The following is a 17,998-nucleotide window of genomic DNA, read 5'->3' as shown; positions in this document are numbered from 1 at the left end:
GTCGACCACTTCGCTGGCGTAGGCGTCGATGGTCTGGGCGTGGGTGGTGACCTGGTCGGGGTCCATGGTCATGGTTCCGCTGGAGGTGGCGACCGCGGCCTTGGCGAGTTGCTCGTAGACCAGTCCGGACACGGCCGCCTCGACCTTCTCCTCCAAAGGCCCGACCGCAGTGAGGATGAGCTGGCCGGTGATGTAGCCGACGAGCTGGGTGGTGAGCCAGTTGGTGGTCATCCGCGCGGCGGCAATGGCTGCGGCGGAGGCCGCCTGGGAGAGGCCGAACGTGGCCACGGTGGCGGCCTGGGCGGCCGCGACGGTGGTGGCCAGCATGGTCAGGTGGGCGACCGCGGCGGCCTTGGTCAGTTCGATCATCATCGCGGTGCTCTCGAGGCCGAGCGCGCAGCCCTCGCAGGCGGTCAGCATGGCGCTCATGTGCCCCGAGGAGGCGTTCGACCAGGACGCGGCGAGAGTGTCGTAGCTGCCACCGGTATAGGCGGAGCCCACGCTGGAGATCGTGCCGGTCGCGGTGTCCTGCCCGGCCAGCAGATCGTCGCCGAACTGGCGCACGTGCCCGGCGAGTTCACGCACGGCGTCCTCGTCGATGTCAGGCCAGTACACCCCGGCCAGCCCCAGCAGCCAGGTCACCGGTTCCGGCAGATCGATCGACACCAGACGCCCCTCACAGTCCGCCATTATCGTCACCGAACGAAACCGTCAGATTTCGATCGGATTGGACGCTACCAAGGTCGTCCCGGAGCGATAAGGCATGATCGTCGTGACGATCACGACGTACAGGCTGAGCAACAGGCGTGAAGGGAACGGGCGTGAAACTGCCGGACATCGAGGACCTGAACCCCGATCACCTGAGCGTCTACCGCGAGCGCGCCGCCGCAGCGACCGAGCAGTGGCACGCCCTACGGTCGAACACCGATGCGCTGCAACAAGAACTCGCTGCGATGCGCGGTACCGCCACCTCCCCTGACGGTTACGTGAGCGCCGTGGTCAATCTGCAGGGACTGCTGCAGGAACTGGACCTGGACCCGCGCATCTACCGCCAGACAGACAGCGAAGCGCTTGCAGCCCTGGTGAAAAACACTGTCCAGAAAGCCGCGGAAGATGCGGCCCAGCGGGCACAGGCCGTCATGGATCGCCTGTTTCCCGGGCAGAACCTGGACGCCCTGGCCCGGGGCGAGATCCCCAGCTTCCCGGAAACTTGATCGCCGAGAAGCTTTCCGGTTCAGGCCCACGAACAGATCAGACGGGCAGCGCGAGCACCCAGACATCGTCGCCGCAGGAGCGCCAGGGCAATACCGCCGCGGCGGTCGAAGAGTGTGTGGTCACTCGGCTTTCACGCCGTCGGGCCAGCAGCACCCGTAGTAGTTCCGCTCTCAAAGCCACCGGCGCAAGCGGTGAGACGCAAAGTTCGAGGAGGGCAAACGTCCGTAAGCCGTCCTCCCAAACGAAATCGTCGCCCAGGTGAGCTGACAGATCGCGCCACCACAGCGTCCCTAATTGGAGCGGCAAACCGTAGGCGCACCCGACCAGCCGGCCACCCACCGAAGCCACGCAGGCCATGAAGCCGTAGCTGGCCGCCTGGCGGGTGAGCAGATCGCGGTGGTCGGCCACCGAACGTCTGGGGTACGCGGCGTGGAAGACGCTGCGGATGTCGGCGAAGTGCTCCATCGTCGCCGGCCCGTCCCAGATGCTCAGCTCGGCCTGATCCATCCATCCATTGAACGCCCGTTATACGAACTTTGCCCGATCAACTTCCGGTAGTTGAAACATAACGAACCGACGACGGATCCATCACGTTACGTACGCACCGCCACCAAGGCGTACCTAACATTAGGTTAGCCTCAGCTCATCACGTGCGGCGCAGAGTCACTGCTGCGCCGCACGTTCATGTGCACCCTCCAGAGACAGGAAGTCCTCGTGTTTGCTCGTCGTCGCCTGATGGCCGGTGCGGTTGCCACCGCCGCCGCGCTGGTGCTGGCCGCTTGTGGTGGCGGTTCCGACTCCGAAGCCGAGGGCTCCGAGTCGCCGGCCGCCGCCTCCGAAGCGTCCTTCCCGATCACCGTCAAGCACGCTCTGGGCGAGACGGTCGTCCCGGAGAAGCCCGAGCGGATCGCCACGGTTCAGTGGGCGAACCACGAGGTTCCGCTGGCGCTCGGCGTGGTTCCGGTCGGCTACGCGAAGGCCAACTTCGGTGACGCGGACGGCGACGGCCTGCTCTCCTGGCAGAAGGCCAAGCTGGACGAGCTCGGCGGCGAGACCCCGGTGCAGTTCGACGAGACCGACGGCATCGACTTCGAGGCCGTGGCCGACACCCAGCCGAGCCTGATCCTGGCGACCTACTCCGGTCTGACCCAGGAGGACTACGACACGCTGAGCGAGATCGCGCCGACCATCCCGTACCCGAACGGGCCGTGGGAGACCAGCTGGCGCGACATGATCAAGCTGAGCAGCCAGGCGATGGGCCAGGAGACCCAGGGCACCGAGCTGATCGCCTCGATCGAGAAGGCGATGACCGACGAGGCCGCGAAGTACCCGCAGCTGGCCGACAAGAAGACGATGTTCCTGACCCACGTGGACAGCAGCGACCTGAGCAAGGTCAGCTTCTACACCGACAAGGACACCCGCGCGCAGTTCTTCAGCGACCTGGGCCTGGGCACGCCCGCCAGCATCGCCGAGGCCTCGGCCGCGACCGAGGAGTTCTCGCAGGAAGTCAGCGCCGAGACGGTCGACACGTTCAACGACGTCGAGATCATCGTCACCTACGGCGACGGCAACCTGCTCGAGACCCTGAAGAAGGACCCGATCCTGTCGAAGATGCCGGCGGTCCAGAGCGGCGCGATCGTCCTGCTCGACGGCACCAGCGAGATCGGCACCGCGGCCAACCCGACTCCGCTGTCGATCGAGACGATGCTCCCCGAGTACGTCAAGATGCTGGCGGACGCGGCCGACAAGGTCGACGCCGCTCAGTGAGCACGACCGAAGCAGTAATGTCCTCGGGCGCCGCCGTTGTGCGGCGCCCGAGGCGCGTGCGGATGGCCTGGTTCCTGGTCTGTCTGGGCATTCTGGCGTTGCTGGTGGTGGCGTCGATCGCGATCGGTACCCGAACGGTGCCGGTCTCCTCGATCCTCAGTGCGCTGGGTGGCTCGGACGAGACCCTCGACGAGGCCGTGATCCAGGTCCGGATCCCGCGGACCGTGCTGGCGATCATCGCTGGTGCCGCACTGGCTGTTTCCGGGGCGGTGTTCCAGGGCGTGACCCGTAACCCGCTGGCCGATCCGGGCATTCTCGGGATCAACATGGGCGCCTCGCTGGCCGTGGTGATCGGCTTGGCCTATTTCGGGATGAGCAACCCCAACAGCCAGATCTGGGTGGCCATTTCCGGCGCCGCACTCTCGGCGATCTTCGTGTACGCCGTGGGTTCGCTCGGGCGCGGTGGCCCCACTCCCCTGAAGCTTGCGCTGGCCGGTGCCGCGACGTCCGCGGCGCTGATCTCGTTCGTGACCGCGGTGATCCTGCCCCGCGGCGACATCGCCGAGAACGTGCAGTCCTGGCAGATCGGCGGGGTCGGCGGTGCCACCTTCGAGCGGATCTGGCAGATGCTGCCGTTCATCGGGGTCGGCCTGGCGATCTGCTTCCTCTCCGCCAAGAGCCTGAACTCCCTTGCCTTGGGGGACGACGTGGCGGCCGGGTTGGGCGAAAAGGTTGCGGTGGCGCGGGGGATGGCTTCTCTGGGTGCGGTGATGCTGGCCGGTGCGGCCACCGCGATCTGTGGGCCGATCGGTTTCGTCGGTCTGGTCGTGCCGCACCTGTGCCGTCTGCTGGTCGGCCCGGATCACCGCTGGCTGCTGCCGTTCACGGCGCTGACCGGGGCTTCGCTGCTGCTCGCGGCCGACGTGGTCGGCCGGATCATCGCCCGTCCGGCCGAGATCGAGGTGGGCATCGTGACCGCCTTCATCGGTGCGCCGTTCTTCATCTACATCGTCCGTCGCCAGAAGGTCCGTGCGCTGTGAGTACAACTGCATTGAGGACGCCCGACGCGACGACGCTGGCCACAGTCACTTTGGGTCGCAGGCGGCGCAACCGGCGGCGCCTGGTCGTGCTCTCGGTGCTGTCGGTGCTGATCGTCGTGATGGTTGCGGTCTCCCTGATGGTCGGGCGCACGTTCTACCCGCCGATGGACGTGCTGCGGGTGATCATGGGCCAGGAGGTCCAGGGCGCCTCGTTCACCGTCGGCCGGCTGCGACTGCCCCGCACGGTGATGGCGGTCCTGGCCGGGGCCTGCTTCGGCCTGGGCGGCGTGACCTTCCAGACCATGCTGCGTAACCCGCTGGCCAGCCCGGACATCATCGGGATCAGCACCGGCGCGAGCACCGCGGCGGCCTTCGCGATCATCACGCTGGGCCTGTCCGGCACCGGGGTCTCGGCCTTCGCGATCGGCGCCGGGCTGGGCGTGGCGATGCTGGTCTACCTGCTGGCCTACAAGGACGGGGTCTCGGGCATCCGGCTGATCCTGATCGGGATCGGCATCGCGGCGATGATGCAGTCGGCCACCTCGTACGTGCTGTCCACGGCCGGGCAGTGGGACCTGCAGGAGGCGCTGCGCTGGCTCACCGGCAGCCTGAACGGGATGCGCTGGCCCTCGGTGGTGCTGGTGGCGGTGATCATGATTTTGTTCGTGCCGCTGCTGTCTGTGGTAGCGAAGGACCTGAACATGCTGCAGCTGGGCGACGACACCGCCTCGGCGCTGGGCGTGCGGGTGGACCGCACCCGGCTGCTCGTGGTGATCGCCGCCGTGGGCCTGATCGCGTTCGCCACCTCGGCCACCGGGCCGATCGCCTTCCTCGCCTTCCTGGCCGGGCCGATCGCGGTGCGACTGGTCGGGCCGGGCTCGTCCATGCTGTTGCCCGCGGCGCTGGTCGGCGCCCTGCTGGTGCTGATCGCCGACTTCTGCGGACAGTACGCGCTGGGCACGCGGTTCCCGGTCGGGGTTGTCACCGGCGTGCTGGGTGCGCCCTATCTCATCTACCTGATCATTCGTACGAACCGGACCGGAGGGGCCCTGTGATGCCCGGGTCCCCCGACCGGGCCGGAGGAGCGTTGTGACCACCGAACACCTGCTCAAGGCCGAGAATCTCAGTCTCGGCTACAAGGAACGCACGGTCATCGAAGGCCTGGAGCTGACCGTCACCCCCGGCAAGGTCACGGCGATCGTCGGGGCCAACGCCTGCGGTAAGTCCACCCTGCTGCGCTCCATGTCGCGCCTGCTCAGCCCGCGTAAGGGCCAGGTGCTGCTGGACGGCAAGGAGGTGCACAAGACGGCAGCCAAGGAGCTCGCGCGCACCCTGGGCCTGCTGCCGCAGTCGCCGATCGCGCCCGAGGGCATCACGGTGACCGACCTGGTCGGGCGTGGCCGGCATCCGCACCAGGGCGTGTTCTCGCGCTGGTCCGCCCAGGACGACGCCGCAGTGGCTTCCGCGTTGGAAGCCACTCATACGGTGGAACTGGCCGATCGAGCGGTGGACGAGTTGTCCGGCGGTCAGCGTCAGCGGGTCTGGATCGCGATGGCGCTGGCCCAGGAGACCGATCTGCTGCTGCTCGACGAGCCCACCACCTTCCTGGACGTGCAGCATCAGGTGGAGGTGCTGGACCTGCTCACCGACCTGAACCGCTCGCGGGGCACGACCGTGGTGATGGTGCTGCACGACCTGAACCTGGCTGCGCGGTACTGCGATCAGCTGATCGCCATCGCGGACGGCAAGGTCCACGCGGCCGGGGATCCGGCGGATGTGCTGACCGAGGACATGGTGCGGGCGGTGTTCGGCCTGGACAGCAAGGTGATCACCGATCCGACGTCGGGTGGGCCGCTGATGCTGCCGATCGGGCGGCATCACATGGTGGCTAGCGCCGCCGGTGAGCTGCCAGAGCACCGGTCATAAGGCCTGCGGCGGACAGGAAGAGGATGAGTTCGCCGAGGCCGAAGCCACCCGTGGTGCCGGTCTCGTCGGCCTTGATGCCGTCGGCGACGGCGGCCACCACGAAGGCGGCGGCGAAGGCCAGACCGGCCGCGAAGAGGGCTGCTGCGCGGTAGTTCCCGGATCGGCGGATCGAGAGGCCGGCCGCTGCCGTCGCGCCCAGCACGAGGGCAAGAGCCACGAGGCCCACGGGAATCATCTGTCGTCCTTCCGGCGGTTCGGCTGCCCCGGTGCAGCCGCCGCGTAAAGGTATGGGCTGCTTGCCGGGTTGCCTACGGCCGGACGGGTGAAAACGCACGGCTGGTCTTCAGCGGCCGGGGTGGACCAGGCCGGTTTCGTAGGCGAGGACGACGGCCTGGACCCGGTCGCGCAGGCCGAGTTTGCTCAGGATGCGGTGGACGTGGGTCTTGACCGTGGCCTCGGCGATGACCAGGTGTTCGGCGATAGCGCTGTTGGGCAGGCCGCGGGCGATCATGACGAGGACGTCACGCTCGCGCTCGGTGAGCAGGTCGAGCCGGGCGTGGCGGTGCCGGTGGGCGTCTGCGGCGGCGTCGAACTTGGGCACGAAGTGCTCGAGCAGGCGCTTGGTGGTGCTGGGGGCCACGATCGCGTCGCCGTTGGCCACGGACCGGATGCCGTAGAGCAGTTCGGCACTGGGGACGTCTTTCAGCAGGAAGCCACTGGCTCCCGCCTGGAGACCGGCATAGGCGTACTCGTCCAGGTCGAAGGTGGTGAGGATGATGACGTGGGGCGGGTTCTCGGTGCCGGTGAGCCGCCGCGTGGCCTGAACGCCGTCGAGGTGCGGCATGCGGACGTCCATGAGCACGATGTCGGCGGTCACCTCGCCGAGCAGCTGCAGCGCCTGCAGACCGTCCGCCGCTTCGCCGACCACCTCCATGTCGGGCTGGGCCTGCAGCACCATGCGGAAGCCGGTACGGACGAGCTCCTGATCGTCCACCAGGGCCACGCGGATCATGACGCCCCTACCGGGAACCAGGCACGCACGAGGAATCCGCCGTCGGGGGTGGGGCCGATCTCGGTTCGGCCGTCGAAAAGGGCTGCTCGTTCGCGGATTCCGATGAGGCCGTGGCCCGTTCCGGGGATCGGGCCGTGGCCCGTGCCAGGGACCGGGCTGTGGCCTGTTCCGGGGACCGCCGTGGGGGTGGCTTCGGCGCCGATCTTCTTTCCAGAGGCTGGTTCAGCTCCCTCCGCCGCCCCAGCGGTAGCTACCTCGACCTGGATCTCCCCCGTGCTGAACAGCATGTCCACCCCGACGTTCACTCGCACCCCCGCCCCACCGTGCTTCAACGCGTTCGTGAGGCCTTCCTCGATCACGCGATAGACGGCCAGTTGCACGCTCTCCGGAATGCCCCCTGCATCCGGTACCGCACCGCCCTGCACGTCCAGCCCACTCAACCGGAACTGATCGACCAGGGCAACGATATCAGCGAATTCCGGCTGCGGAGACACGGATTCGCTACCTCCGTCCCGTAGCACACCCAGCAGACGCCGGAGTTCGGTGAGGGTGGAGCGCCCGGTCTCGGCGATCGTGGTCACCGCCGCCCGGGCCTGGCCCGGCGCGGTGTCGATCGCCCAGGTCGCGCCCTCGGCCTGGACCACCATGACGCTGACGTGATGGGCCACCACGTCGTGCATCTCGCGTGCAATGCGGGTGCGCTCGGTCAGGGTTGCGGCGTGCACGGCGGCGTCGCGCTCGCGTTCCAGCCTGGCCGCCCGCTCCTCCAACGCCTGTAGGTAGCTGTGCCGGAGTGCGATGTTGGTGGCCAGCACCCAGACCACGATCACGAACAGAGCCTGCAGAAAGGCGTTTCCGAGGCTCTGGTAGGGCATGCGGGTGGAGGCGAGCGCGACCAGGGCCAGGCAGACGCCCAGGGCGATCCGGCCGGAGCGGACCGGTTCGTGGCGGGCGATGGTGTACAGGCTGATCAGAAGGGCGGTCTGGGCTCCGTTCACCGGTACGGCCAGTCCCCACTCGACCAGCATGGCCAGCACGCTGATGCCGAGGACGGTGAAGGGCGCCCGCCGGCGCCAGAACAGGGCCAGGGCGGGCGGCAGGCTGCACAAGAGCGCCGCGGGCCAGCCGACCAGGCCTGCCACATAGATCACCGAGGCCCCGGCGGCTATCAGGGCGGCGGCCACGACCAGCAGGTCTGCGGCCAGGCGATGGCGGATCGGGTGATCGTGGGCGAAGCGGCGCAGCCAGCCGTACATCATCCGAGCCTAGGGCCTGTCCTGTGGATCAGGGCCGTTGCGAGGATGCGCCCAGGGTGTCGGCTGGGTGTGGCCGCTCGCAGTGGTTTTGCGTGGGGCAGCGCTGGACGCGTCCAGAAGGCGTCCCGGTTCCCCCGCAGTAGGCAAAGATCCACGGGACAGGCCCTAAACGTCTCGGGTGTGCAGGCGGGCCAGCCCGGCCAGATTGAGCAGGGCCATCGCACCGAGGAACAGCGCGGCGGCCCCCAACGGCGACGGCCCGCCCTGGTCCACGCCGATCAGCGAGCCGAAACTGCCGAAGGGCAACCACAGGTGAGCGTTGCCGGCGGTCTTCTCCAGCAGCATCGAGATCATCGGCTCGACCGCCGCCGGATAGATGAAGAACGTGGCCACCGCGGCCGGTAAGGAGGGTAGGAGCACTCCCAGAGCCAGCCCGAACCAGCCCACGCCCAGTCCTAGGACAACCATGCCCAGCCCGTTGCGCAGGACGACTTCTGCAGTGGCGAACTCCGCCAGATCCCCGCCGGTGGCCAGCAGACCCGTGACCCAGGCGGCCGCCTGGCACAGCAGGACCACCGACAGCAGGTAGGCCGTCATCACGAGGGTACGTGCGACGGCCAGTACGCGGCGGTCGGGCAGGACTGTCAGGAGCGGCCGGATCGTGCCGTAGCGGGAGTCGTGCCCCCAGGCCAGCACCCCGAGCAGGCCCAGCAGCAGAGCCAGCGGTGACGGCTGACCAGGGTTGAGCACCGATCGCGCCAGATCGGCGTCGACCACGTCGCCTTCCACCAGCACGATGGCCAGCGCGAGCCCGGCCGAGGCGAGCAGGCACAGCCCGGTGATCAGCCAGGTGCTGCGGAGGGTGCGCAACCTGAACCATTCCATCGCCATCGCGCGCCGTACCTGTGTCTGGACCTGAACCTGCTCAGGCATGGTCGGCTCCCCCGGCGTACTCCATGGATTCGGCGGTGACCTGCAGATACGCATCCTCGAGCCGATCCGCCCCGACACCCGCGACGAACGCGGTGAGCGGCCCCTGGGCCAGGACACGCCCGCGGCCGAGCACCACCACGTCGTCAGCAAGGGTTTCGATACCGGCGAGCTGGTGACTGGAGACCAGCACCGTGCGCCCCTGGGCGGCCAGATCGCGCAGGAAGGTGCGCAGCCAGTGGATGCCCTGCGGGTCGAGCCCGTTCTCCGGCTCGTCCAGGACGATCACCTTCGGGTCGCCGAGCAGCGCCACCGCCAGACTGAGGCGCTGCGCCATACCCAGGGAGAAACCCTTGGGCCGCCGGTGCGCAACGTCCGCCAGACCGACCAGGGCGAGCACTTCGTCCACTCGTGGCTGCGGTACCCCTCCTCCGACGGCCAGCATGCGCAGGTGGTCGTGGGCGCTGCGACCCGGATGCCAGGCCCTGGTCTCCAGCACCGCGCCGACCGTGCGGATCGGATCGGGCAGATCGCGGAACCGGGTTCCGTCGAACGTGGTGACACCCTCGCCGTGGTCGAGTTCGAGCATGAGCCGCAGCGTGGTGGACTTACCGGCCCCGTTCGGGCCGAGGAAGGCCGTGACCACGCCGGAGCGGACATCGAAGCTGAGATCCTCCACGGCGGTGGCCGCGCCGTAGCGTTTGGTCAGGTGCCTGCACGAAATCATGGGCCCAACACTAGAAATCCGAACCGCTGTGGTCGTCATCCTGCAGATCGGTCTCTGCGTAAACCTGTGGATGTACAAGTCGTCCACAGGCCGGTTGCCGGCCTAGAGGACCAGCCAGGTGCGGCCGTCGATCAGTTCCCGGGCCGCATCGAGGTGCCCGGCGTGAGTGGCCGTCTCGGTGAGTACGTGCAGCACCGTCTGCTGCAGGTCACGGTGGCGGTCGGGGAAGTAGTCCGGCCACCAGGCCGCCGCGCTGTCGAGCGGGGTCGCCCGGATGATGCGGTTGGCCTCACGGACCGCCTCGCGGTAGCCGGCCACCACGGCTGCTGCCTCGACGTCCTCCGGCAACTGCCAGCCGTCTGGTTCGTCGTTCCCGCCCTGGGCTGCCGGCCGTCCGGCCACCACGCCCTGGAACCAGAAGACCTCTACGTCCTTCGCGAGATGGTTCACCAGGCTCAGGCACGACCAGCCCGAGGGCAGCACGGGCCGGCGCAGGTCCTGCTCGTCGAGGCCCTCGATCGCCCCCAGTACGTGAGCGCGCTGGCCGTCGAGGTACGAGAGCAGCAGTTCGGCCGGTGAGAGCGACATCCCGTCACACTACTTTCCGAAATGCACCTTTCACCGGGAGTGTCGCCGGTGGGTCGGAGCCATCTTGTCGGTGGTCTTCCCTAGGCTGCCTCGCATCGGTTGGACTCGGCACTTCGAGCAAGGAGTTGGGCACGTGAGCGACACGGTCGGGCTGGTGGTCGGCACGGAGGACTCCACGCCGCTGAAATTTGCCGTGGCGGTCGCTCCGGACGCCTATCTGCAGCTGGACGACGTGGTGGTCACCCAGCGCGTGATTCCCGGGGTCGGGCCGGTGATGACCTCGGGCATCGTCACCGAGGTGCGTTCCCGGCACGAGGGCGCGAGCTTCGGTTCCGACGTCTTCCTGATCGCCGACGGGGTGCTGCCCGCCCAGGTGCAGGAGATCGCCGAGGTCACCACCACCCGGGTCGATCCGGAGGTGTACGTGCCGCCCCGTCCGGGTGAGGCGGCGCGCCGGGCGGCCGGTGAAGAACGGGCCCGGGCGCTGTACTTCGACAAGATGGAGAAGAAGGTTCCGGTCGGGACCGGCCGCGACGGCGAGCCCGTGTACCTCAACCTGGAGTTCCTCAACGGGGTGCGGGGCGCCCACGTCTCGATCAGCGGCATCTCCGGGGTGGCCACCAAGACCAGTTTCGCGCTCTGGCTCATGCACTCGATCTTCCGCTCCGGAGTGCTGGGCGGCGGGGGCCGCAACTCCAAGGCCCTGGTCTTCAGCGTCAAGGGTGAGGATCTGCTCTTCCTCGACAAGACCAACGTCCGTCTGGACGAGGAACTGCGGGCCGACTACGGCGTGCTCGGCCTGCCGGCCGCGCCGTTCGAGTCGGTGGGCTTCTTCGCTCCGCCGACCCCGCAGGACCCGACCGGCCGGCCGCACGTGTCCGGGCGCACCAGCGGGGTGCACGCCTTCTGGTGGACCCTGGCCGAGTTCTGCGCCGAGGGCCTGCTGCCGTACGTGTTCGCCGACGTGGAGGACGAGCGCAACCAGTACACGATGGTCGTGCACAACGTGGCCACGAAGCTGAAGTACGAGGCGGTGCCGGCCGGGCTGGACGGCGCGGTGACCATCGAGGGCAAGACCCTGCGGACGTACGAGCAGCTGGTTGATTTCGTGGTCGAGCAACTCGGGGACGACTCCACCCGGGGTTCCTGGGCCGGCCCGGCGATCGGCCCGGGCACCGCGAACGCCTTCATCCGGCGGCTGATCTCGTCGGTCCGCCCGCTGCGCGAGATCCTGCGGGGTGACCTGCAGAAGTCCGACGAGCGGGTGGTCTCCACCGAGGGGCAGCAGATCACCGTGGTCGACCTGCACCAGTTGCAGGAGCGGGCGCAGCGTTTCGTGGTCGGTGTGGTGCTGGCCTCCGAGACCCGGCGGAAAGAAGCAGCCGGCACCGGCAGCCTGCTGTTCACGATGATCGACGAGCTGAACAAGTACGCGCCGCGCGAGGGCAACAGCCCGATCAAGGACACGTTGCTCGACATCGCCGAGCGCGGGCGCTCGCTGGGGATCATCCTGATCGGCGCCCAGCAGACCGCCAGCGAGGTCGAGCGGCGAATCATCAGCAACAGCAGCATCAAAGTGGTCGGGCGGCTGGACCCGGCCGAGGCCGGGCGGCCGGAGTACGGGTTCCTGCCGCCCTCGCAGCGGCAGCGGGCCACGCTGATCAAGCCGGGCACCATGTTCATCACCCAGCCCGAGATCCCGGTGCCGCTGGCCGTGGAGTTCCCGTTCCCGGCCTGGGCCACCCGGTTGTCCGAATGCCTCCCGCACGAACTCGGCGAGAGTCCGGCGAAAAGCCCCGGTGCGGAGAAGAAACCGGCGGCGAACGTCTTCACCCGGCTTCCCCCGACCTTCGATGACGACGAACCGCCGTTCTGATCCGTGGTGGCGAGCCGGGCCGTTCACAGCCGGGCCCGCCCGTGGCCAGTCGGCCCAGTCAGCCCGGTCGGGTTCGGTCAGCCCGGTCGGGGCTCGGTCGGCCCGGCCGCTCCCGCACCTCACCATCGTCCGTCCCTCACCTGAGGAGGCCCGCTCCATGAAGTTCCTGCACACCTCCGACTGGCACGTCGGTAAACAGCTCAAGGGCCGTGACCGGATCGATGAGCAGCGGGCGGTCCTGCGCGAGATCGTCGGCGTGGCCGCCGCTCACGAGGTCGACGCGGTGCTGATCTCCGGCGACCTGTACGAGAACGCCGTCCCCAGCGCCGCCGCCCAGCAGCTGGTGGTGCGCACCCTGCTGCAACTGCGTGATCTGGGGTGCGAGGTGATCGCGCTGGCCGGGAACCACGACCACCCGGGCACGTTCGACGCGTTCCGGCCGCTGATGGGCCGCTCGGGCATCACCCTGCTGGGCAACGCGCGGCCTGCCGACAAGGGCGGCGTGGTCCGGTTCAAGGCCCGCTCCGACGGGCAGGACACGTCGGTGGCCCTGCTGCCGTTCCTCTCCCAGCGGTACGCGGTACGGGCGGCGAACCTGATCACCAACACCGCTTCCGAGAACGTCGGCGCCTACGACCAGATGGTGCGTGACGTGCTGGCCGCGCTGTGCGCCGAGTTCCACGACGACACCGTCAACCTGGCCATGGCCCATCTGACCGTCACCAACGGGATCTGGGGCGGGGGTGAACGGCAGGCCCAGTCCATCTTCGAGTACTCGGTACCGGCCAGCATCTTCCCGGCCGAGTGCAGTTATGCCGCGCTCGGGCACCTGCACCGGCGGCAGGCCCTTCCGGCGGCCTGCCCGGTGATCTACAGCGGCGCCCCGATCGCGGTCGACTTCGGTGAGCAGGACAACCCCTCGGTGGTGTGCGTGGTCGAGGCCACCGCGAGCACCCCGGCCCGGATCACGGACGTGCCGATCAGCTCGGCCCGCAAGCTTCGTACAGTGCACGGCACGGTGGCCGAGCTGGAGGCCGCGGCCGAAGGTTTCGGCGACGACTACCTCCGGGTGATGGTGCGCGAACCGGCCCGCTCCGGCCTACGGGAGGCGATCAGCGATGTCCTGCCGAACGCCCTGGAGGTCCGGATCGATCCGGAGTTCAGTGGTTCGGCCGAGCGCTCGGCCCAGCACAAGGACCGCACCACGGGCAGCCCTCAGGAGCTGTTCGAACGCTACTGCGAGCAGTCCGGGGTGAAGGACGACGCCGTGGCCCGCCTGTTCGCCCGGCTGAGCGACGAGGTCGTCGCGCAGGAGGCGTCGGCATGAGGCCGGTGCTGCTGGAGATGGAGGGCTTCGCCTCGTTCCGCGAGCGGGCGGTGGTCGACTTCGAGGAGGCCGACTACTTCGCCATCGTCGGGCCGACCGGGGCCGGGAAGTCCACCCTGGTCGATGCCATGACGTTCGCGTTGTTCGGCTCGGCGCCGCGCTGGCAGCGCCGCAACGCCGTGAACATGGCCCTGTCACCGCACGGCAACCGGGCGGTGGTGCGGCTGGTGTTCGAGCTGGCCGGCGAGCGCTACGTGGTGGCGCGGGAGGTGCGCCGCACCGGTGCCTCGGTCTCGGCCAAGAACCAGCGGCTGGAACGGCTTCCGTCCGCGACCAGCCGGGGCGAGCCGGACGAGGTCACCGAGTCGCTCGCGACCGACAGCAAGGTCACCGGGGCGGTCGAGGCCCTGCTGGGGCTGAGTTTCGAGCAGTTCCGCCAGTGTGTGGTGCTGCCGCAGAACGCCTTCGCCGAGTTCCTGCACTCCACGCCGAGCAATCGGCAGGAGATCCTGCTGCGGCTGATCGGGGCCGAGCACTACGAGCAGATCCAGAAGCGGGCCAACGAGAAGGCCAGTCAGTCGCTGGACCGGGTGGATCGCCTGAACCGGACACTGGCTGAACTGGGCGATGCCACGCCGGAGGCAGAGGCCTCCGCACAGGAACGTGAGCAGCGGCTGGAAGAGCTGGTCGCTCAGGTGCGGGCGGCCCTGCCGGGTCTCGCTTCGGCACAGGAAGCCCTGGCCGAGGCTCTGCGGGACGAAGAGCAGCTGGCGGGCGAACGTGACCGGCTGGCGGCGATCGTGGTCCCGGCCGGGGTGGCCGAGATCGATCAGGAAGTCTCGGCGGCCCGGGCCGCGGCGACGACTGCCGCCGAGCTGGAAGCTGCTGCTGAGCAGAAGGATTCGGCTGCCCGAGAGAAGCTTTCGGCCGCGCCCGCACGGGGCCCGCTCGAGCAGGCGGTGCAGCACCACACCGAGCTGGCCCAGCTCACCTCTGAGCGACCGGCGGCGGTGGCGTCTGCCGATGCTGCCCGCCGGCGCCATGAAAAGGCCGATCACCAGGTCACCGCAGCCGAACTGCAACACGTCCAGGCCCAGGCCGCCGCCGAGCGATCGGGGCGGGCGGCCGAGGAAGCCCAGCGGCGGGTGACCGAACTGGAGGGGCAGCATGCTCTGCTCACTCGCCCTTCGCTGCCGACCGGGCTGGATGAGCTGGATCGGGACCTGACCGCGGCCCGAGCCGAGTACCAGGTCCTCCGGACCGCCTTGGGGGCTGCCGAAAAGGCGGACGAAGCAGCGGCTGCGGCTCATCAGGCCGCCCCCAAGCGCAGCAAGCTGGAGCGTGCCCGCAGCATTCTCGAGGAACTGGCCGGGCTGAGCGATCAGCTGTCCGCGTTGGAGTCGCGATCGCAGGCCGCACACCAGGCGGCCAAGGACGCCGCCCAAGCGGTACAGGCCGGTGATGCTGCCCTCCGGCAGGCGAGGCAGCGTCGGGACGAGGTTCAGCGTCAGCACGCCGCCCGGTCTCTGCGAGCGCATCTGGTGGCCGGGGAAGACTGCCCGGTGTGCATGCAGCCGGTGTCTGCGGTCTCGGTGATCGATCCGGCCGCGGACACTGCGCACCAGGACCTGGCCGTTGTCGACGCCGCTATCGCCAAGGCCGAGACCGAACTAGACCGGTCGCGCGCTCTTCTCGACCAGGCTTCCCGGGCGGAGAGCGGCGCCGAGGCCAACCTGGAGTCGGCTCGGCGACGCCTGGCGGAGCTGAAGGCTCAACTGCCCCCTGAGTGCCCGGATCTCACCACCGCAGACCGGCTCCTGGCCGAGATCGACGCCCTTGAGAAAGCCGCGCAGAGCTCGTCTGCCCAAGTGCGCAAGGCCCGGGCCGAGATCGACGCCGTGCGCTCGCGGGGTGAGCAACTGGCGGCCGCCGAGGCCCGGATCCGCAGTGCGCTGGGGCAGGCCCGTGATCCGCTGGTCGGGTTGGGAGCTCCCACGGTCGAGGACCTCACCCTGCCGGATGCCTGGAAGCGGCTGATCGGGTGGGCCGCCGAACAGGCCGGCCGGCTGAGCACCGAACTGGCCGAGAAACGTAAGGAACTCGAGGCAGCGCTGGCGGAGCAACGACTCACCGGCACCTCGCTCAAGGCCGGCGAGGACACGCTGCGTCAGGCCCGCACCGAGCAGCAGCAGGCACTGGCCGCCGCCGAGCGGGCCCGGACCACGCTGGAGCAGGCTGAGCAGCGGATCGCGCAACTGGGCTCAGAGCTCGAGACCGCTCCGGCGCTCGAGGAGGCCCGTGCCCAGCTCGATCAGATCGCTCAGCTCGAGGCCGCGGTGCGACAGACCGACGAGGCGCTCAGGGTGGCCCGCCAGGCACGGGACCGAGCCCGTCGGCAGCTGACGTCGTTGGACGATCAGCTGGCAGGCGGGTGGGCTGTGCTGCGGCGCGCCCGGGACTCGGTGGTTCAGCTGGGTGCCCCCGAGTTCGAGGGAGAAAGCCTGCTGACCGGGTGGAACACGCTCACCACCTGGAGTTCCTCGGCGGCCGGGCAGCGCTCGCAGGCCCTGGTCGCGGCCCAGAACGTCACCGCGCAGCGGCGAGAACAGTCCGCCACCGCGCGAGCCGAGCTGACCGGCGTCCTCAAACACCACGAGATCCCGGTGAGTGGCGACGATCTGGCCACCAGTGCCCTGGCCGCCGCCACCGGCGCTCACACCGAGGCGCGGGGCGCGCTCGAACGGATCCGCGAACGGCGGGAGCGGGCCGCTCAGACGGTCGCCGAGCGAGCCGTCGAGGAACGCGACGCCCAGGTCGCCAAGATGCTCGGGGAACTGCTGCGTTCCACCCAGTTCCCGCGCTGGCTGGCCACTGCCGCCCTGGAGAGCCTGGTGATCGAGGCGTCCGACACCCTGCGGCAGCTCTCGAACAACCAGTTCGACCTGGACCACGACGACAAGGGCGACCTGGTGGTGGTCGATCACACCGATGCGGACGCCCGGCGCTCGGTGAAGACCCTCTCCGGTGGGGAGACCTTCCAGGCCAGCCTGGCGATGGCGCTCGCGCTGTCGTCGCAGATGTCACAGCTGTCCAGTGCCGGTGGGGCGCGGCTCGACTCGATCTTCCTGGACGAGGGTTTCGGCACGCTGGACCCGGACACGCTGGAGACGGTGGCGGGAACGCTGGAGAACCTGGCCCGGGGCGAGCGGATGGTCGGGGTGATCACCCACGTACCGGCCCTGGCCGACCGGGTGCCGGTGCGGTTCAACGTGCGGCGCGATGCTCAGACTTCGAGGGTGGAGAGGCAGAACCTGTGAGTACGGCGATGAGCTACTCGGTGGAGGCGTGGGACCCGAGCTACGGGAGCACGTTCGCCGCCGAGGATGAAGACGGCCTTTCCGGGTCGAAGGCCGAACTCGAGCCGGACATCGAGATTCCCGCGGCCGAGTGGCGGGCGATTGGTCCTCGAAAAGGTCAGAACCATCCGCCCACAGTGCTTTTTGTGGACGGGGTACGCCGGGTGGACGCACGGATCTGGATCCGCTCGGCCGAGCTGGACGATGAGGCCGCCCTGGGGTTGTGCGCGTCCTACGCCTCCGGAGTGGTGGTTTGCCGTCATGACAGTCGCGGCAACTCAGCCGGTATCGGAGGTAGCGATGTCCGGCGGGGGTTGTTCACCACGGCCCTCGAAGCTCGCGAAATCCCAGCTCCGGCCGGGAACTACCGGGCTCACGTCACCGATGCCGATCCGGCCACCCCGTTGCCGGCGCTGCTGTCTGCTCTCCTGCAGCAGCGGCTGTCCGAGCTGGAGATCAGCGTTGCGGTGGCGGCCCGGGACCAGCTCGAACCGTCGCAGCAGGACGAGGATCTGCTGGTGATCGACGGGCCGCTGCGCGGTCGGCAGCACCTGCCCCGGACGATCGGCTACATCAAGACGCACCACAGCCGCTATCTGCCCAGCGAGCTGAACCAGCTGGTCAGCAAGCTCGAGCCGGGCTACCGCACACCGGTGTTCCGGATGGGCACGAACTGGGAGCGGTACTCGTGGTACCTGCGGCTGCCCTACCGAGAGGGTGCGCCGTGGGCCGGGATCGTGCGGGTGGAGTGCAGCGCCGACCTGACCGCTGCGGATGCGGTGGAACTGGCCTATCTGAGCCAATCAGTTCTGGTGCGCTACGCCAGTGACGAGATCAAAGACCCGCGGGCCCCGCAGAACCTGTACCCGATCGCCGGGCTGGAGCGAGAACTGCGGCGCCGGCTGGGGAATCCGCAGCTGCTGCACCGCTCGTTGCGGACCCGAAGGGGGTAGGGCCTGCCCTGTGGATCAGGGCCGT

The 17,998-nt window shown here is 69.0% G+C and carries 17 protein-coding genes; 9 read left to right on the top strand and 8 right to left on the bottom strand.

Annotated elements, in window-relative coordinates; all coding sequences use genetic code 11:
* On the bottom strand, window positions 1–666 hold a 666-nt coding region (locus LR394_RS05930; RefSeq protein ID WP_231439350.1), incomplete at its 3' end, for a WXG100-like domain-containing protein.
* Between the two features lie 155 nt (window positions 667–821).
* Between LR394_RS05930 and LR394_RS05925 the strand changes: the two genes are divergently transcribed.
* Window positions 822–1,214, top strand: a complete 393-nt coding sequence (locus tag LR394_RS05925) for a YbaB/EbfC family nucleoid-associated protein (protein ID WP_231439348.1) — start codon at window positions 822–824, stop codon at window positions 1,212–1,214.
* Window positions 1,215–1,251: 37 nt separating this feature from the next.
* Here the strand turns inward: LR394_RS05925 and LR394_RS05920 are convergent, their stop codons facing one another.
* Window positions 1,252–1,722, bottom strand: coding sequence for a hypothetical protein (locus LR394_RS05920; RefSeq protein ID WP_231439347.1), 471 nt, complete (start codon window positions 1,720–1,722; stop codon window positions 1,252–1,254).
* A 207-nt stretch (window positions 1,723–1,929) separates the two neighbouring features.
* On the opposite strand from LR394_RS05920, the gene LR394_RS05915 reads away from it, so the two are divergent.
* Genes LR394_RS05915 through LR394_RS05900 form a run of 4 tightly spaced genes read left to right on the top strand, consistent with a single transcriptional unit; the run spans window position 1,930 to window position 5,948 of the window.
* Entirely contained in the window at window positions 1,930–2,982 is a 1,053-nt protein-coding gene (locus LR394_RS05915) for an iron-siderophore ABC transporter substrate-binding protein (RefSeq protein WP_231439346.1), read from the top strand.
* A 17-nt stretch (window positions 2,983–2,999) separates the two neighbouring features.
* Window positions 3,000–4,022, top strand: coding sequence for a FecCD family ABC transporter permease (locus LR394_RS05910; RefSeq protein ID WP_407936989.1), 1,023 nt, complete (start codon window positions 3,000–3,002; stop codon window positions 4,020–4,022).
* Complete coding sequence (locus LR394_RS05905; RefSeq protein ID WP_231439344.1) at window positions 4,019–5,077, top strand: FecCD family ABC transporter permease; 1,059 nt, start codon at window positions 4,019–4,021, stop codon at window positions 5,075–5,077. Before LR394_RS05910 ends, LR394_RS05905 begins: the two co-directional genes overlap by 4 nt.
* 34 nt (window positions 5,078–5,111) lie before the next feature.
* Complete coding sequence (locus LR394_RS05900; RefSeq protein WP_231439343.1) at window positions 5,112–5,948, top strand: ABC transporter ATP-binding protein; 837 nt, start codon at window positions 5,112–5,114, stop codon at window positions 5,946–5,948.
* Here the strand turns inward: LR394_RS05900 and LR394_RS05895 are convergent.
* The 6 genes from LR394_RS05895 to LR394_RS05870 form a co-directional block, all read right to left on the bottom strand.
* The gene (locus tag LR394_RS05895) at window positions 5,911–6,183 is read right to left on the bottom strand and encodes a hypothetical protein (protein ID WP_231439342.1); all 273 of its coding nucleotides are present in this window, start codon (window positions 6,181–6,183) and stop codon (window positions 5,911–5,913) included. The genes LR394_RS05900 and LR394_RS05895 overlap by 38 nt on opposite strands.
* A gap of 108 nt (window positions 6,184–6,291) precedes the next feature.
* A complete protein-coding gene (locus LR394_RS05890; protein ID WP_231439341.1) occupies window positions 6,292–6,960 on the bottom strand; it encodes a response regulator in 669 nt (222 codons plus the stop codon).
* Window positions 6,957–8,216: a sensor histidine kinase gene (locus LR394_RS05885; RefSeq protein WP_231439340.1), complete on the bottom strand. Its 1,260-nt coding sequence runs from the start codon at window positions 8,214–8,216 to the stop codon at window positions 6,957–6,959. The genes LR394_RS05890 and LR394_RS05885 overlap by 4 nt, the downstream gene beginning before the upstream one ends.
* A 165-nt stretch (window positions 8,217–8,381) precedes the next feature.
* A complete protein-coding gene (locus LR394_RS05880) occupies window positions 8,382–9,149 on the bottom strand; it encodes a hypothetical protein (protein ID WP_231439339.1) in 768 nt (255 codons plus the stop codon).
* Window positions 9,142–9,873 carry an ATP-binding cassette domain-containing protein gene (locus LR394_RS05875; protein WP_231439338.1) on the bottom strand — a complete coding sequence of 244 codons (732 nt, stop codon included), beginning with the start codon at window positions 9,871–9,873 and terminating at the stop codon, window positions 9,142–9,144. The genes LR394_RS05880 and LR394_RS05875 overlap by 8 nt, the downstream gene beginning before the upstream one ends.
* 102 nt (window positions 9,874–9,975) lie before the next feature.
* Window positions 9,976–10,461 carry a DinB family protein gene (locus LR394_RS05870; protein ID WP_231439337.1) on the bottom strand — a complete coding sequence of 162 codons (486 nt, stop codon included), beginning with the start codon at window positions 10,459–10,461 and terminating at the stop codon, window positions 9,976–9,978.
* Window positions 10,462–10,594: 133 nt separating this feature from the next.
* Between LR394_RS05870 and LR394_RS05865 the strand changes: the two genes are divergently transcribed.
* The 4 genes from LR394_RS05865 to LR394_RS05850 all read left to right on the top strand — a co-directional run bounded on the left by LR394_RS05865 (window position 10,595) and on the right by LR394_RS05850 (window position 17,973).
* Window positions 10,595–12,337 carry an ATP-binding protein gene (locus tag LR394_RS05865; protein WP_231439336.1) on the top strand — a complete coding sequence of 581 codons (1,743 nt, stop codon included), beginning with the start codon at window positions 10,595–10,597 and terminating at the stop codon, window positions 12,335–12,337.
* Window positions 12,338–12,494: 157 nt separating this feature from the next.
* A complete protein-coding gene (locus LR394_RS05860) occupies window positions 12,495–13,664 on the top strand; it encodes an exonuclease SbcCD subunit D (RefSeq protein WP_231439335.1) in 1,170 nt (389 codons plus the stop codon).
* Window positions 13,661–16,981, top strand: a complete 3,321-nt coding sequence (locus tag LR394_RS05855; protein ID WP_231439334.1) for an AAA family ATPase — start codon at window positions 13,661–13,663, stop codon at window positions 16,979–16,981. The genes LR394_RS05860 and LR394_RS05855 overlap by 4 nt, the downstream gene beginning before the upstream one ends.
* An 8-nt stretch (window positions 16,982–16,989) precedes the next feature.
* Entirely contained in the window at window positions 16,990–17,973 is a 984-nt protein-coding gene (locus LR394_RS05850; protein WP_407936988.1) for a DNA double-strand break repair nuclease NurA, read from the top strand.
* The last annotated feature ends 25 nt before the right edge of the window (window positions 17,974–17,998 follow it).

Source organism: Kineosporia babensis, assembly GCF_021129305.1.
In the GTDB taxonomy this organism is placed as follows: domain Bacteria; phylum Actinomycetota; class Actinomycetes; order Actinomycetales; family Kineosporiaceae; genus Kineosporia; species Kineosporia babensis.
This window is presented reverse-complemented; position numbering and strand designations above follow the sequence as displayed.